This is a genomic window from Exiguobacterium sp. MH3, from assembly GCF_000496635.1.
In the GTDB taxonomy this organism is placed as follows: domain Bacteria; phylum Bacillota; class Bacilli; order Exiguobacteriales; family Exiguobacteriaceae; genus Exiguobacterium_A; species Exiguobacterium_A indicum.
Genome location: NC_022794.1, coordinates 2,466,198 through 2,482,815, shown reverse-complemented (window position 1 = coordinate 2,482,815; position 16,618 = coordinate 2,466,198). Strand labels below are relative to the sequence as shown.

The following is a 16,618-nucleotide window of genomic DNA, read 5'->3' as shown; positions in this document are numbered from 1 at the left end:
AGAAACGAAAAAGGGTTGAGCGAAAATATCGCCCAACCTTCGTTTTTTCAAGATTTGATTGCATTAAAGCGTTCCTCTAATGTCATCGCGTTCAATTGTTGATAGCGAGCCATAAGCTCACCTGTTGCTTTCATTTGGTTGCGGACGATGTAAGGAGAGGCGTTCACGGGAAGGATCATGCCATTGCGGGTCTTCAGCTTAGTCTGTCCATCCTCTTCGAGGACATCAATCATATGACTCCAAGCGTACCATTCGCAATCATCACGTTTCGGTGATTTGGTAGGGAAAAAGACGAGGCCGAGTGACGGTTCGATGACAATCGGGACTTTTCCTTTCACGGATGCGACACGTTTTGCGGTGACGATCCGTTCCTCAATAGAACTATTGTACTGCCTGCACGATAATTGCAACAGTTGATACGGTCGAAGTGGCGTCATGATGGTAGAACCATCTTCTAGCACGATGATGGACTGCTTCATCATGTCGTAGCAAGGTAAGATCGCTACGGTCCGCTTCGTGATTCGATACTTTTCATCATTATGGAATGGTCGCATGTCGACTACATCCTCCTCAAATGGGACAATGGATAAAACAGGTAATTACTAACGATATAATACAATATTACAAATGTAATGACAATGTAATTTTTTGAAATATAGAACAATGTCTTGGTGGAAATTGATAATTACGTGGTAATGGTTTCTAAATAATCAGAATTTTTAATTGTCAATAATTCCTTCTTTTGATAGACTAATTCGTGAGAGCTTGCTCTCGTACTCTGGTTTGCGAAGGGAACGTGAATTCGAATGGAACAAGGTAAAGTCAAATGGTTTAATGCTGAAAAGGGTTATGGATTCATCGAAACGTCTGACGCGAAAGACGTCTTCGTACACTTCTCAGCGATTCAAGTCGATGGCTACAAATCACTTGAAGAAGGCGAAGAAGTGGAATTTGAAATCGTTGAAGGCGATCGTGGTCCACAAGCTGCGAACGTTTCAAAGATCTAATCCAATAGCAGCCGCCACCGTTTTTAGGCCATCCGCCTAAAAGCGGTTTTTTGTTTTGAATCTATTTGAAACGGGTATATACGTTAACATCAACATGCTTCAATATTATCGTACGCTAAGAATCGGAGTGAACGTTCATGAGAATGTCATCGTTTTCATGGTCTTCCTTCACTTATCGTGCTATAATAAAAACGAACCAAAAGAATTTCGAATATTCAGAAGGAAACGACTGGATCATCTCGAATTCATAGGTTCAACCGGTTACTTAAGGAGGAGTTTACATGATCTACAACATTCGCGGTGAAAACTTGGACGTCACAGATGCTCTCAAGGATTACGTCGAGAAAAAGCTTGAAAAGTTAACTCGTTATTTTACAACTCCTACGGAAGCGCAAACGGCTTATGTCAATCTCAAAGTCAACAATGAGAAGCAAAAAGTCGAAGTGACGATTCCAATGCCAAACCTCTTGCTCCGCGCAGAGGATATCAATGGCGATATGTATGCAGCCATCGACCTCGTCGTCGATAAGCTCGAACGTCAAATCCGGAAACACAAAACGAAGTTGAACCGGAGAGGACGCGCTAAAGAAGGCGGCATCGGAGAGTACTTCAAAACGCTCGAAGGACCGGAAGCGGAAGCGCCAGTCTATGAAGAGGACGAGGCAGAACTCGAACTCGTTCGGACGAAGCGTTTCACACTCAAACCAATGGACACGGAAGAAGCGATTCTTCAGATGGACATGCTCGGACACGCATTCTTCGTCTTCTCAGACGCAGAAACGGGCAACACGAACGTCGTCTACCGTCGTAAGGATGGTCGTTACGGTTTGATTGAACCAGAATAATGAATGCAACAGGGACTCGCTCTTACGGGCGAGTCCCTTTTTGATATGATGGAAAACTATTTTTAAACACGATACGTTTGCTCTATGACGAAAGACCGAGACCGCTACTCGGTCCGCTTGTTGAAATTTGACGTCGTATTCGGTACACTGAATAAAGGAAAAATCTCGGAATTCTGTTCGTTCAAAGAATCGTTCGAAGTAAGGGGACTGTAAGGCATGGCTAATTTTCTAAAAGAATTATTTGCACCAACGAAACGTGTCCTGAAGAAAGCCGAAAAAGCAGCAGACGCTGTGGAAGCATTCGAGACACAAATCGGTGCATTATCGGATCAAGAACTCGAAGGAAAAGTCGTTGAATTCCGTGAGCGTCTCGCTAACGGAGAAGACTTAGATGATATTTTACCGGAAGCTTTCGCGGTCTGTCGCGAAGTGTCAACACGCGTTCTCGGCATGCGCCACTACCGCGTTCAGTTGATCGGTGGATATGTCCTGCATAACGGGGACATCGCCGAAATGAAGACCGGGGAAGGTAAGACACTCGTCGCAACACTCCCTGTTTATTTGAATGCCCTCGCTGGCAACGGCGTTCACGTCGTTACCGTCAACGAATATCTTGCAAAACGTGACCGTGACATCATGGAACCTCTTTATGCGGCCCTTGGTCTATCGGTCGGCTTGAATCTCTCAAGCATGTCGCGTCAGGAAAAACAAGCAGCCTACAGCTGTGACATCACGTACGGAACGAACAACGAGTTCGGTTTCGACTACTTGCGTGACAACATGGTCCTGTATAAAGAAGACCGTGTCCAACGACCGCTCCATTACGCTGTCGTCGATGAAGTCGACTCAATCCTCGTCGATGAAGCGCGGACACCGCTCATCATCTCAGGGTCTGCCGAGAAATCGACAGCGCTCTATTCGCAAGCGGACACGTTCGCGAAAATCATGAAAGCAGATGAAGACTACACGGTCGACATCAAAACGAAGAGTGTCCTGTTGACGGAGCAAGGGATCGACCGGGCTGAGAAGTATTTCGGCATCGATAACCTGTTTGGTCTCGAGCACGTCTCACTTAACCATCACTTGAGCCTCGCACTGCGAGCAAACGCCGTCATGCATCGCGACGTCGACTATATGGTGCGTGAAGACGAAGTCATGATCATCGACCAGTTCACAGGTCGTGTCATGGAAGGGCGTCGTTACTCAGAAGGTCTGCACCAAGCGATCGAAGCGAAGGAAGGCGTCGAGATTCAACGCGAATCGATGACACTTGCGACGATCACGTACCAAAACTTCTTCCGGATGTATACGAAGCTTGCCGGGATGACGGGTACAGCGAAGACGGAGGAAGAAGAGTTCCGTAACATCTATAACATGCACGTCGTACCGGTTCCGACGAACAAACCAGTCGTCCGAAACGATATGCCGGACTTAATCTTCAAGACAATGAATGGGAAGTTCGCTGCCGTCGCAGACGAAATCGAACGTGCCCACCGCGAAGGGCAACCTGTCCTCGTCGGTACGGTTGCCGTTGAGACGTCGGAGTTACTCAGTAACATCCTCAAGAAACGTGGCATTCGTCACGAAGTCTTGAACGCGAAGAACCATGCGCGTGAAGCAGAAATCATCGAGAACGCCGGTCAAGCGAACTCGGTCACGATCGCAACGAACATGGCCGGTCGTGGTACCGACATCAAGCTTGGTGAAGGTGTCTTAGATAAAGGTGGTCTCTTCATCCTCGGGACAGAACGTCACGAATCACGCCGGATCGATAACCAGCTCCGTGGTCGTGCTGGTCGTCAAGGAGATCCAGGGGCATCACAATTCTATCTGTCACTTGAAGATGAGTTGATGCGTCGTTTCGGTTCAGACTCATTGCAGTCGATGATGGATCGTCTTGGGATGGATGATTCGCAACCAATCGAGAGCCGGATGGTGTCTCGTGCCGTTGAATCGGCTCAAAAACGCGTCGAAGGCAACAACTTTGATGCGCGGAAACAAGTCCTCGGCTACGATAACGTCATGGCGGACCAACGGAAAGTCATGTACGCGGACCGGGCAGCAATTCTCGATGCGGGTTCCGTGTCAGATATCGTCCGTCCGATGATTGAGCAGACGATCGAAGCAGGCGTCCATCAGTACACGCCGGTCGAGTTCGTACCGGAAGAGTGGAGCATCGGTGCGCTTGCGGAATGGGCAAACCAGACGCTTGCGATCGAAGAGAAGGTCACGGAAAGCGACCTCTTCGGAAAAGAACGCGAAGAGATCATCGAGTTGCTCAAAGAGCGGACATTCGCACACTATGAGCACAAACGGTCAGAAGTACCAGCCGAAGCATTCGATGAGTTCGAAAAAGTCATCGTTCTTCGTGCCGTTGACCAACACTGGATGAACCATATCGATCAAATGGATCAACTCCGTGAAGGGATTCACCTCCGGGCATACGGTCAAAACGACCCGCTCCGTGAATACCAATCGGAAGGTTCGATGATGTTTGATGCGATGAACGCTGCGATTGCTGAAGAAGTGACACAATTCGTCCTTCGGGCAGATCTCGATCCAAACCTCAAACGCGAAAAAGTCGTCCAAGACGAAGTCGCGGTTTCGGGTAAGGAAGATAAAGCGGTCAAGAAAAAGCCGGTCCGGAAAAATCCAAACGATCAAATCGGACGCAACGATCCGTGCTGGTGTGGATCCGGTAAGAAATATAAGAACTGTCACGGCCGTCAGGCATAAGTGATGAATCGACTGAAAGAGAGGCAGGAGATTCCTGCCTCTTTTCACGGAAAGAGAAGGTGGAACACATGGAATTAGCAGAAATTCGCAACACCGCCGAGTGGATGGAAAAGAAACTCGACGAATATAAGGCATCACTCGACCTCGAGTCGAAGATTGCCCGGATCGAAGAACTTGAAAACGAGATGACGTATCCAGACTTCTGGAACAACCAAGAATCGGCACAAAAAGTCATCGATGAGTCGAATGGCTTAAAAGCGATGGTCGACAAATACAAAGAACTCGAAGCAGGTCACGAGAACGTCGCTTTGACGTACGAATTGATCAAGGAAGAGCCGGATGCGGATCTTCAAGAAGAGCTCGAGTCAGAACTTGGCGACCTCAAGAAGAAGTTCGAAGACTTCGAACTCCAAATCCTCTTGAACGGCGAATATGACGCAAACAACGCAATCCTCGAGTTACACCCAGGTGCGGGTGGTACCGAGTCGCAAGACTGGGCATCGATGCTGTTGCGGATGTACCAACGTTTCTGCGACAAGCAAGGCTGGAAAGTCGAAACGATGGACTACCAACCGGGTGATGAAGCAGGTGTTAAATCGGTCACGCTCCGTATTCAAGGGCACAATGCCTATGGATACTTAAAAGCCGAAAAAGGGATCCATCGTTTAGTCCGGATATCACCGTTTGACTCGTCAGGTCGCCGTCATACATCGTTCGTCTCGTGTGACGTCATGCCGGAATTCAACGATGACATCGACATCGAAGTCCGGACGGAAGATTTACGGATCGATACGTACCGTGCCTCTGGTGCCGGTGGTCAGCACATCAATACGACGGACTCGGCTGTCCGGATCACCCACGTTCCGACAGGCGTCGTCGTCTCTTGTCAACAAGAACGGTCGCAGATCAAAAACCGTGAAGCAGCAATGAAGATGTTGAAAGCGAAACTCTACCAACGCGAAATCGAAGAGCAACAAAAGAAACTCGACGAGATCCGTGGTGAAAAATCGGATATCGCATGGGGTAGCCAAATCCGTTCGTACGTCTTCCACCCATACAGCATGGTCAAGGATCACCGGACGAACTACGAAGTCGGGAACACGCAAGGGGCAATGGATGGTGACATCATGGGCTTCATCGATGCGTACCTCCGTCTCATGAATATGTAAGACAACTAACCAGTCGGACGATGTTCGACTGGTTTTTTGACCGTCAAAGGAGGAATAGTGATGCAGGAGCAAAGTCGGATCAACAAACAAGCGTGGGAGTACCGGGCATATGAATTTTGGGAAAAGCGTGACGGAACACCGGCAGAATATGCTGCAATCATCAAACAAGATCCAGCCGCATGCTTGAAGAAACATCGACATGATTTCGAGGACATCGCCGGGAAGACGATTGCGAACATCTGTGGTTCGAACGGACGCAAGGCGGTGCCGTTAGCGTTACTCGGAGCAGACGTCACCGTGTTCGATATCTCGGAGGAAAATGCCAAGTACGCGCTTGAACTGGCGCACCATGCTGAGACATCAATCCACTATGTCGTCGGGGATCTCTACGCGATCGATCTTGAACGATATCGCAATACGTTTGACCTCCTCTACTTAGAAGGCGGGATTTTGCATTACTTTGCGGATCTCGAGCGTTTTCTGCAGATCCTGTTTACAATCTTGCGACCCGGTGGGCAGTTGATCCTTAGCGATTTTCACCCGGTCGGACGCTGGATCGATGCGGATTTGACGTTTCGACCGCGTTATTTCGATCAAGCGTTGCAAGCGGGTGACTTAGCGTATAAGACACATTTTCCGGACGCGGAACAAATCGATTTTCCGGACGTCTCCGTCCGTTACTTTACGCTGAGTGAGATTTTAAACGGCGTCATCGCGACGCGATTCACATTAGAACGATTCGACGAGCATCGTGGCTGGAACGGTGAGAACATCCCGTCCGAGTTCACGCTACTCGCAACGAAACCACTCGAAGGGAGCAATAGCTGATGATTATCCGTAAAGAAGGCTTCAAGGATGCAGCGGGAATCCGGCTTGTCCATGAGGCAGCGTTCGAACAACCGAGCGAAGCGAACCTCGTGGATGCGTTACGCGAGGACGAAACCGCGCAACCGGTCTTTGGTCGCGTCGCAATGACCGACAAAGGAGAAATCGTCGGTCATGTCCTCTTGAGCCGAATCCATATCGGTGACATACCGTCACTTGCCTTAGCGCCGGTCGGTGTGTTGCCGGCTTGGCAACGAAAGGGCATCGGTTCTGAGTTGATCCGCCAAGTGATCGAGGATGCACGGGATGCCGGTGAATCACATATCGTCGTGCTTGGTCACGACAGCTACTATCCACAGTTTGGTTTCGAACGGGCGATCGACTACGGTATTGAGCCACCGTTCCCCGTTCCGCCAGAAGTCTTTCTCGTCCTTGCACTCGAACGGAATGGGTTGCGTAGCGTCAGCGGCATCGTCCGCTACAGTCCCCCCTTTAGTGCGGTATAAAGGGAACACTGTGAGTTGTTCCGCCTCTCTAGTCGTTGTCTGACTTTTCCGCTAAAATGAAACACGAGAATCAATCGATAAGGGGAAATGGAATGTCATGACATCGACACGTCAGGAAGTCGTGCGCGATTATGCGTATTTGTTAATCGGGTCCTTGTTCGTCGCAAGTGCCTTTAGTTTATTTTTAGCACCGAATCAACTCGCTTCAGGAGGCGTTAGTGGCTTATCGATCGTCTTGAACGATCTGTTCGGGATCTCACCCGGCTTGTTCCAACTCGTCGCGAACGTCGTCTTGCTGGCGATCGGGTGGATGATCCTCGGGATGGGTTTTGGTGTCAAATCACTCGTCGGGTCGATCTTTTTACCGGTCGTCATCCTTGTCTACGAGCGGTTCGATGTTCCGGCTGCGACGATGAATCCGATGCTTGCCGCGATCTTCGGTGGTGCCGGTGTCGGGATCGGACTCGGTCTAATCTTCCGGGGACGTGCCTCGACCGGGGGAATGGATTTGATTGCGCAAATTTTGCATCGCTTCACGAAATTGCCGCTTCATCTCTGTATCGCCTTGCTCGACGGAACGATCGTCATCAGTGCAGCGACAATCTTCTCGCTTGAGATCGGACTGTACGCGCTCGTCGCCTTGTTCATCACGATCAAGATGATCGACGTCGTCCAACTCGGGATCACGAACGACAAGCTCGCTTATATCATCTCCGATCAACGGGAAGCGTTAGTGAAGGAAATCTTCGAAACGCTCGATCGCGGAGCGACGGAGATCGAGGCGGCAGGTGCGTTTACGCGGACACGGAAACCGATGCTGATGGTCGTCGTCCGCCAAGGAGAAATCACAACGCTTAAAGAGATCGTCAAACACATCGATCCGTCAGCGTTCCTCGTCGTCAGCGAGGCGCATGAGGTGCTGGGACTCGGTTTTACGGACGACAAACGCTACCGGAATGTGCCGTAATTGTTCCAAACTCGTGAAGTTTTTGTGAAATCATGCTTAACTCTTCCGGATAACGGTTATACTCTAACTAGGTCAGAAGTGTTTACTTAGATACTTACAAGAGGGGGATATCCGGATGAAGCTGAAAAACTTGTTACTCGCGTTAGGGTTAGGAACAACGCTTGCACTCGCAGCATGTGGTGGTAGTGACGACTCCAGCTCTAGCGATTCGTCAAGTACGAAGGAAGAGTCGACGATGAACGATGATTCGTCGAAGACGGAAACAGCTGTTGATGCGGAAAAAATCTTCGCGAACAATTGTGCATCGTGTCACGGGAACAACCTTGAAGGAAATGTCGGACCAAATCTGACGAAGGTCGGCTCGAAGTACTCTTCAGAAGAGATTCAAGAGATCATCAAGAACGGGAAAGGGCAAATGCCTGCTGGAATCCTCAAAGAGGATGAAGAAATCGTTGCCGTTGCTGACTGGCTCGCGGATAAAAAGTAATTATGGGATATGATGGGGTATGAGATGACAGACACGACATGTGTTCGTCATCTCGTACCTCTTTTTTATGGTATCATCGCTTGAAATGACATTTGATTGTAATGTGCGTTCAATTTCGTCCCTGTTATAATGGTGGTCGGTAGGTTTTTAGACCTATCCATTCAGCATCAGTAAATAAGTAAGGATGTGAAGTACGTGATCAAGATGCAACGAATCAGTAAGATTTATCCGAACGGCGTCACGGCACTCCGTGAGGTCGATTTGACGATTGATCAAGGCGAATTCGTCTATATCGTCGGTCCGTCGGGTGCGGGTAAGTCAACATTCATGAAAATGATGTACCGCGAAGAGAAACCAACGAGCGGTTCATTTTTATTTAAAGGAATCGAAGTCGGTAAGTTGAAGAACCGTCAAATCCCCGAACTTCGTCGCCAAATCGGCGTCATCTTCCAAGATTTCAAACTACTCCCGTCATTGACGGTTTATGAAAATGTCGCCTTCGCATTAGAGGTCGTAGGAGAAGACAAGTCACAAATCCGCCAGAAGGTGCTCGAGGTACTCGATCTCGTCAAGCTCAAGCATAAGGAACGGAACTATCCGGATGAATTATCTGGGGGCGAACAACAACGAATCTCGATCGCGAGAGCCATCGTCAACCGTCCGTCACTCGTCATCGCCGATGAACCGACAGGAAACCTGGACCCGGATACTGCATGGGAGATCATGGAAGTATTCGAAGAGATCTATCGCCGTGGGACAACGGTCGTAATGGCGACACACAACCGAGACATCGTCAACAAGATGCGTCATCGTGTCTTAGCGATCGACGGTGGAAAAATCGTCCGAGACGAAGAGAAAGGAATGTACGGCTATGAAGTTTAATGGATTCCGTCATTTACGGGAAGGGGCAAAAGGTCTCGTCCGGAACGGCTGGATGACATTCGCTTCAGTCAGTGCCGTTACCGTCACACTACTTCTCGTAGGAATATTCGCAATGCTCATGTTCAACGTCAACAAGATTTCTGATAACGTCGAAAAAGATGTCGAAATCCAAGTCTTTGTTGAACGGGAAGCAGACCAAGCAAAAATTGATTCAGTTGGCGATTCATTGAAGCAATTACCGGGTGTCGCCTCTGTCCGTTATAGTTCGAAAGAAGAAGAACTGGACCGCTTCAAGGAGCAACTTGGCGAAGGTTCACAAGCGTATCGGTCTGTTGAAAAAGATAACCCGCTTCACGATCGATACATCGTCAAAGCTACCTCACCAAAAGAGACAGAAACACTTGCAAATTCCATCAATAAAATGGAAAATATAGATAGTGTCGAATATGGTAAGGACTATGTTAAAAAGATGTTTAACTTCCTTGAAGGAGTTCGGATCGGTGGAATCATCCTGATCGTCGGTTTGACGTTCATGGCGATGTTCCTCATTTCGAATACGATCAAAGTCACGATCTTCTCCCGTCGTCGGGAAATCGAGATCATGCGTCTCGTAGGAGCGAAAAACGGATTCATCCGTGCACCGTTCTTCGTTGAAGGGTTGTTGATGGGGATATTGGGTGCGATCATCCCAATTGTCGTTGTCTACTTTGGTTATGAAGCCTCGTATAATGTGATTCAACCTCAACTGGCAACGATTAACGAAGGAATCTTCTCACTGATTCCGCCAGGACAATTATCACTAGAGGTCGTCTTAATCTTACTCGGTCTCGGTGCATTTATCGGTGTCTGGGGATCGACAACGTCACTCGGTCGTTTCTTGAAGATTTAATCGATTCATTTAAAAATAAAATAGAGGAGAGATGCTTCTCATGAAAGTCCGATTCTATTCTGTCGTCCTGAGCTTAGCTTTGATTGGAACTAGCGTGTCCGTTCATGCCACGTCGAAAGAAGATTTGTTGAAGGAACAACAGGAGGTCGAAAGCCGTCTAAAAGAGACGGAACGATCACAGAATCAGACATCAGAGAAGTTGATCTTGACGAAACAGCAGCGCAAGGAAGCCCGTGCGCAACTGGATGAAGTCAACAGCCGTTTGGATGATTTAGCGCGTAAGATAGCCGATCAACAAGCGGCTGTTGTTGCATCTAAGGAACGATTACGTCTGACGGAAGAAGCCATTTCCGAAACGTTGAAGGAATTACATCAACAAGAAGATTTACTAGGCAGTCGCTTACGTGCCGTCCAGCAAAAAGGAGACGTTACCTACATCGAGGTCTTGCTTGACGCGAAAGACTTCGGTGATTTGATTTCGCGCTTCAGCACAGTCAGTGAGATCATGAAGCAAGATGATGATGTCCTGCAAACATATAAGGCGAACGTCATTCAGTTGAACGAACAGCGATCCGATCAAGCGTTGTTGCTCGAAAGTCTGAAGCGGGAGCAACGGAAATTACTTGTCCTGCAGACGCAAATCATCGCGGAATCGGAGTTGAAGCGAAAGCTGGTCGTCCAGTTGAACACGAAGGTAAAAGCGTTGCAACAAGAGCAGTTCTCAAAAGCTGAAGAGGCAGAAATTCTCGCTGATCAGCGACAGTTGATTCAAAATGAACTGGCTGCACTGAAAGAAGCAGAACGAAAAGCAAAAGAAGAGGCAAAGCGACGGGCAATCGAGGCAGCACGTCAAGCCGAAGCGAAGCGAGTAGCGGAAGCCAAACGACAAGCCGAAGCTGCGCGTGCTGCTGCAGCGAAACAACAGGAAGCGGATGCTGAGAAAACGAAGCCACCCGTCCATGAAGTCGAAGTACCTTCTGAAACACCCGATACACCAGCAGACGTCGATTCGAATCGTCCATTTCATTTACCGGTGCAAGGCTATGTCTCATCACCGTTCGGTCCACGAAACAATCCGTTGACTGGAAAGCCGGAGATTCATAAGGGAATCGATCTCGTCAATGCGAAAGGGACACCGATTCATGCGGCAGCCGGAGGAATTGTTTTGCGTGCAGGCAGTGCGACGGGGTACGGCAATGTCGTCATGGTGACTCACTTAATTGATGATCAGGTCTATACGACCGTTTATGCCCACCTGGAGTCAATCGATGTCAAAGCCGGTCAAACGGTCATGCCTGGTCAAACCGTCGGCACACTTGGATCAACCGGCTGGTCGACAGGACCGCATCTGCATTTCGAATTGCATAAGGGAGAGTGGGCGGTCGGACAACCGAATGCAGTCGACCCGGCACCGTACATCTTTTGACATCCCATAGAATACCGAAAAGATAGGGTAACCTATCTTTTTTTGCTATACTGAAAAAAATACTGCGTTTTTTAACGGAAGTGGGGAATCAAGCGTGAAAAAATCTACAACAGCAGTCATCGCGGTCAGTACCTTCGGGCTTGGTTTAGGGGCAGGTGCCGTCGGGATGCTAGCGGCTGGCGGAACGGATTCTGTCTCGACGTCATCGTCGTCGGCGAATGCGACGGGTGATTGGAAAAAAGTTGATCAGGTCCGTCAAATGATCGAACAGAACTATCTAGAGGACGTAACGGATAAAGAACTGCTGGACGGTGCGTTGTCCGGTATGGCGGAAGTGCTTGACGATCCGTATTCCGTCTATATGGATGAGTCGGAAACGGCATCGTTCAATACGAATCTATCGTCTTCCTTCGAAGGGATTGGTGCGACGCTTGAACAAAAGGGCGAGTCGATCGTCATCGTCTCACCAATCAAAGGATCACCCGCTGAAAAAGCTGGCATCAAACCGGGTGACGTCATCTTAGAAATCGACGGCAAGTCGACGAAAGGGCAAAAGACGGATCAGGCGGTCAAGAAAATCCGTGGTGAAAAAGGAACGAACGTCGTCCTGACGATTCAACGCAGTGGACAAGACGCGATGGACATCACGATCAAACGGGATACGATTCCAATCGAGACAGTCTATACGTCGACCGAGGACGTCAACGGGAAGAAAATTGGTGTCTTGCAAGTGACACAGTTCTCAGAACCGACGGCTAAAGAGTTCGAGAAGGGGCTCGCGAAACTCGAGAGTCAGAATATCGATGGACTCGTCATCGACGTTCGCGGAAATCCGGGCGGTCTCTTAACGGCTGTCTCAAGCATGATTGCACCGTTCATTCCGAAGGACGTTCCGATTTATCAAGTCGAGAACAATAAGGGAGAGCGTCAGCAGGAATTCGGGAAGGCAGACGAGAAGAAACCGTATAACATCGTCGTGCTCGAAGACGGCGGATCCGCGTCAGCATCTGAGATTTTGGCAGCTGGTCTGAAAGAAGGAGCTGGAGCCGAGGTCGTCGGTACGAAATCGTTCGGTAAAGGCATCGTCCAAAGTGCCTATGATTTGAAGGACGGTAGCGATTTGAAGTTAACGACGAACAAATGGCTGACACCGGACGGCAACTGGATTCATAAAAAAGGTGTTAAGCCAACGATTGAAGTCAAGCAACCGGCGTACTTCAACGTCACGAAGATTTTGACTGATCAAAAGTCACTCGCAGTCGGCGACTATGGAAAATCAGTCGAAAATGCTCACCTCGTCCTCGAAGCAATCGGTTTCGAGCCAAAAGGACAAAATGGGTATTTCGGTGACACGATGAAGCAAGCCGTCGAAGCCTTGCAAAAGGATGCGAAGCTTGACGTCACTGGAAAAATCGATCAGCAGACAGCGGGTGAGATGGAGACGCGTCTCCTGAAGAAACTCGAGGACGATAAGAATGACGTCCAGCGGAAAAAAGCACTTGAGGTCGCTGCTCAATAATAAGGAATGGAAAGAGGTCTGAATGCGCGTGGAATTACTCGATGAAATTGGTTGGACCGCGATTAGTCTCATCGCCAGTCCGACCTTGTGGTTAGCACTCCTTGTCAGTTGGGTCATCGGCATCCGGCGTGTCAAACGGGAACGTGGATTGTTCCGCTCCCGAACACACGGTAAACGAAGCGATGTCCTCGAAACACTTTTACCTGGGTTACTAATTGGTCTCGTCCTGTCTGTCGTCAGTGGCTGGCTAGGATTGACGCTGACGCCGCAATACGCTCTGTTGTTACTTGGACTCTCGAGCGTCTTGCTGTTGGTCGGTATCGTTCGCTTGAACGTACCGCTTTGGCCGATCGTCTTGCTTGGACTTGCCGGTTGGTTCCTAATGGATGCACGTCTTGATCCGGTTCGTCAGGTTGAGCCGAAAATGATTTTATTGCTTGCGACGTTAACGCTCGTCGCGGAATGTCTCCTCGTCTGGTGGCGCGGAAAGCGACGCCTGTCACCGTCACTTGTCGTCTCGAAGCGTGGTCGCTTCATCGGTGGGCTGTCAGCGAATAAACTTTGGCTATTGCCTTTGCTCGTCTTTGTTCCGGGCGACGTGCTTGAAGCCTGGTGGCCACGTTACAGCTTCCCAGAGCTCGTTCCGATCGTGCTTTGGTTACCAATCGGCTTCAGCTTCCTCTTTACGGGTAAGTTGCCGAAAGAATTGATGCGTCCGCTCGTTCAAGGACGTTTGATCACGAGTCTCGTCGCGATTCTATTGACGGTTCTTGCATACGTCACCGGACAAGCTGAATGGCTGTACGGGATCGTTTTGTTGCTCGTTCTGCATATCCTATTGCATCAGCGGGTCAAACGCTTGAACCGAGCACAGACACCATTGTTCCTCAATGGAACGCGTGGTGCCGTCATTCTTGGAACGCTACCTGATAAACCAGCTGCCGAGATGGGCTTGATTCCGGGTGAAGCGATCTATAAGGTCAATGGTGAGAAGGTCGATTCGGAAGCATCGTTCTACGAAGCCATCCAAAAACACAAACCGTATCTGCGTCTTGAAGTCATGAACCATAACGGTGACATCCGGTTTGCGCAACGTGCCTTCTATGAACAAGATCATCATGAACTTGGTATCCTGTTCGTCAACGAGCCGGTCCATGGTCGCACTAAAGTGCGGTCTTTGCATTAAATTAGTACATCCCTGTCACGGAACAGCCGTGACGGGGATTTTTTTGTGAGCAGAAAAACCGAGGATCAACACTCGAAGCAAAAAGAAACTTTTGCATTTTCGAAAAAAAGGGTAACTTCCTAAAAGAAGCACTTCATAATCGAATGTTTGTTCGTAAAGTGGTACAATAAAAATAGATTTTTTACGTGATGAGGGGGAAGCAAACGATGGATTTTGAACTCGTTTCACCATTTGAGCCAGGCGGTGATCAGCCGACGGCAATCGAAAAATTGGTGACTGGGCTAAAACAAGGCGAACGACATCAGACGTTGCTTGGGGCGACCGGTACCGGGAAGACGTTCACGGTCTCGAACGTCATCAAGGAAATCAAGAAACCGACGCTCGTCCTTGCCCATAACAAAACACTAGCGGGACAACTCTACTCGGAGTTCAAGGAATTCTTCCCGAACAATGCGGTCGAATACTTCGTTAGTTTTTATGATTATTATCAACCGGAAGCGTATGTCCCATCGACGGATACGTTCATTGAGAAGGACTCTTCGATCAACGATGAGATTGATAAACTACGTCACTCGGCGACGTCCGCCCTGTTCGAACGGGAAGACGTCTTGATCGTTGCTTCTGTCTCGTGTATCTATGGTCTCGGTAACCCGGAAGAGTACAACAACCACGTCTTGTCACTGCGTGTCGGCAATGAGATGGGGCGAAACGAGATGCTCCGTCGTCTAATCGACATCCAGTATGAGCGTAACGACATCGACTTCCAGCGCGGACGGTTCCGCGTCCGCGGAGACGTCGTCGAAATCTTCCCGGCGTCACGCGATGAACAGTGTGTCCGGGTCGAGTTCTTCGGTGACGAGATCGAACGGATTCGTGATATGGATCCGCTGACAGGTGAGATCGTCGCGGACCGTGAGCACATCTCGATCTTCCCGGCGTCCCACTTCGTGACGGGGGATACCCGTCTGCAGAAAGCGATCGCGAACATCGAGAAGGAACTAGAGGTCCAGCTTGCGAAGCTACGCGAAGACAATCAGTTGCTCGAAGCGCAACGGCTCGAACAACGGACGAACTACGATCTCGAGATGATGCGTGAGATGGGCTATTGCTCCGGAATCGAGAACTACTCGCGTCACTTGAACTTGATGCCGGAAGGGGCAACACCGTATACGTTGCTCGATTACTTCCCGAAGGACTTCTTACTCGTTGCCGATGAGTCACACGTCACGTTGCCACAAATTCGCGGGATGTATAACGGCGACCAAGCACGGAAACAAGTCCTCGTCGATCACGGCTTCCGTCTTCCGTCGGCAAAAGACAACCGTCCGTTACGGTTCGAGGAGTTCGAGGAAAAAGTCAGTCAGGCGATCTATATCTCGGCGACACCAGGACCGTATGAACTCGAACATTCGAAAGAGATGGTCGAGCAAATCATCCGTCCGACCGGTCTCGTTGATCCAACGATCGAGATTCATCCGATCACGGGACAAATCGATTACTTGATGGATAACATCCGTGACCGGGTCGCGAAGAACGAACGTGTTCTCGTGACGACACTGACGAAGAAGATGGCAGAAGACTTGACCGACTACTTGAAAGAGAACGGTGTCAAGGTCAACTACATGCACTCGGAGATCAAGACGCTGGAACGGATTGAAATCATCCGTGACTTACGACTCGGGAAATACGATGTCCTCGTCGGGATCAACTTGTTACGAGAAGGACTCGATATTCCGGAAGTCTCACTCGTGACGATTCTTGATGCCGATAAGGAAGGTTTCCTCCGTTCGGACCGTTCGCTGATTCAAACGATTGGTCGGGCGGCGCGGAACTCGGAAGGACACGTCATCTTGTTTGCTGATAAAGTCACCGATTCGATGCAACGCGCAATCGATGAGACGGAACGCCGTCGCGCAATCCAGATGGCGTTCAACGAAGAACATGGCATCACGCCGCAGACGATCAAAAAAGACGTTCGTGGTGTCATCAGTACGACGATCGAGAGCGACGACACCGTCGAAAAACTCGAGAAGTTCAACAAACTCAAAAAACCGGAGCGCGAAACGTTGCTTGAACAGCTTGATCAAGAGATGCGTCAAGCGGCGAAAGACATGCAGTTCGAACGAGCTGCTGAGCTCCGCGATCTCATATTAGAATTGAAAGCAGGTGCCTAA

The 16,618-nt window shown here is 49.4% G+C and carries 16 protein-coding genes; 15 read left to right on the top strand and 1 reads right to left on the bottom strand.

The features are described from left to right. Positions 1-47: 47 nt before the first annotated feature. A complete protein-coding gene (locus U719_RS13065) occupies positions 48-554 on the bottom strand; it encodes a competence protein ComK (RefSeq protein WP_023469249.1) in 507 nt (168 codons plus the stop codon). Positions 555-806: 252 nt separating this feature from the next. On the opposite strand from U719_RS13065, the gene U719_RS13060 reads away from it, so the two are divergent. The 15 genes from U719_RS13060 (at position 807) to uvrB (ending at position 16,618) form a co-directional block, all read left to right on the top strand. Continuing rightward, on the top strand, positions 807-1,007 hold the full coding sequence (locus tag U719_RS13060; RefSeq protein WP_023469248.1) for a cold shock domain-containing protein: 201 nt from the start codon (positions 807-809) through the stop codon (positions 1,005-1,007). Positions 1,008-1,288: 281 nt separating this feature from the next. Beyond that, positions 1,289-1,852: a ribosome hibernation-promoting factor, HPF/YfiA family gene (gene hpf, locus U719_RS13055; protein WP_023469247.1), complete on the top strand. Its 564-nt coding sequence runs from the start codon at positions 1,289-1,291 to the stop codon at positions 1,850-1,852. A gap of 84 nt (positions 1,853-1,936) precedes the next feature. Next, positions 1,937-2,065 (top strand): hypothetical protein, encoded by a 129-nt coding sequence (locus tag U719_RS17080; protein WP_255343755.1) that lies wholly within the window; start codon positions 1,937-1,939, stop codon positions 2,063-2,065. A gap of 3 nt (positions 2,066-2,068) precedes the next feature. Continuing rightward, positions 2,069-4,588 (top strand): preprotein translocase subunit SecA, encoded by a 2,520-nt coding sequence (secA, locus tag U719_RS13050; RefSeq protein ID WP_023469246.1) that lies wholly within the window; start codon positions 2,069-2,071, stop codon positions 4,586-4,588. 68 nt (positions 4,589-4,656) lie between these two features. Then, on the top strand, positions 4,657-5,757 hold the full coding sequence (gene prfB, locus U719_RS13045; protein ID WP_023469245.1) for a peptide chain release factor 2: 1,101 nt from the start codon (positions 4,657-4,659) through the stop codon (positions 5,755-5,757). 60 nt (positions 5,758-5,817) lie between these two features. Further along, positions 5,818-6,585, top strand: coding sequence for a bifunctional 2-polyprenyl-6-hydroxyphenol methylase/3-demethylubiquinol 3-O-methyltransferase UbiG (locus U719_RS13040; RefSeq protein WP_023469244.1), 768 nt, complete (start codon positions 5,818-5,820; stop codon positions 6,583-6,585). Continuing rightward, a complete protein-coding gene (locus U719_RS13035; protein WP_023469243.1) occupies positions 6,585-7,088 on the top strand; it encodes a GNAT family N-acetyltransferase in 504 nt (167 codons plus the stop codon). Before U719_RS13040 ends, U719_RS13035 begins: the two co-directional genes overlap by 1 nt. A gap of 97 nt (positions 7,089-7,185) precedes the next feature. Next, positions 7,186-8,055, top strand: coding sequence for a YitT family protein (locus tag U719_RS13030; protein ID WP_023469242.1), 870 nt, complete (start codon positions 7,186-7,188; stop codon positions 8,053-8,055). Positions 8,056-8,170: 115 nt separating this feature from the next. Further along, positions 8,171-8,542 (top strand): cytochrome c551, encoded by a 372-nt coding sequence (gene cccB / locus U719_RS13025; RefSeq protein WP_023469241.1) that lies wholly within the window; start codon positions 8,171-8,173, stop codon positions 8,540-8,542. A gap of 195 nt (positions 8,543-8,737) precedes the next feature. Then, on the top strand, positions 8,738-9,424 hold the full coding sequence (gene ftsE / locus U719_RS13020; protein ID WP_023469240.1) for a cell division ATP-binding protein FtsE: 687 nt from the start codon (positions 8,738-8,740) through the stop codon (positions 9,422-9,424). Then, on the top strand, positions 9,414-10,313 hold the full coding sequence (ftsX, locus tag U719_RS13015; RefSeq protein WP_023469239.1) for a permease-like cell division protein FtsX: 900 nt from the start codon (positions 9,414-9,416) through the stop codon (positions 10,311-10,313). Before ftsE ends, ftsX begins: the two co-directional genes overlap by 11 nt. A gap of 40 nt (positions 10,314-10,353) precedes the next feature. Further along, a complete protein-coding gene (locus U719_RS13010; RefSeq protein WP_023469238.1) occupies positions 10,354-11,739 on the top strand; it encodes a M23 family metallopeptidase in 1,386 nt (461 codons plus the stop codon). 94 nt (positions 11,740-11,833) lie between these two features. Continuing rightward, positions 11,834-13,258, top strand: coding sequence for a S41 family peptidase (locus U719_RS13005; RefSeq protein WP_023469237.1), 1,425 nt, complete (start codon positions 11,834-11,836; stop codon positions 13,256-13,258). A gap of 22 nt (positions 13,259-13,280) precedes the next feature. Next, positions 13,281-14,444, top strand: a complete 1,164-nt coding sequence (locus U719_RS13000; protein ID WP_023469236.1) for a PDZ domain-containing protein — start codon at positions 13,281-13,283, stop codon at positions 14,442-14,444. Positions 14,445-14,650: 206 nt separating this feature from the next. Continuing rightward, positions 14,651-16,618: an excinuclease ABC subunit UvrB gene (gene uvrB / locus U719_RS12995; RefSeq protein WP_023469235.1), complete on the top strand. Its 1,968-nt coding sequence runs from the start codon at positions 14,651-14,653 to the stop codon at positions 16,616-16,618.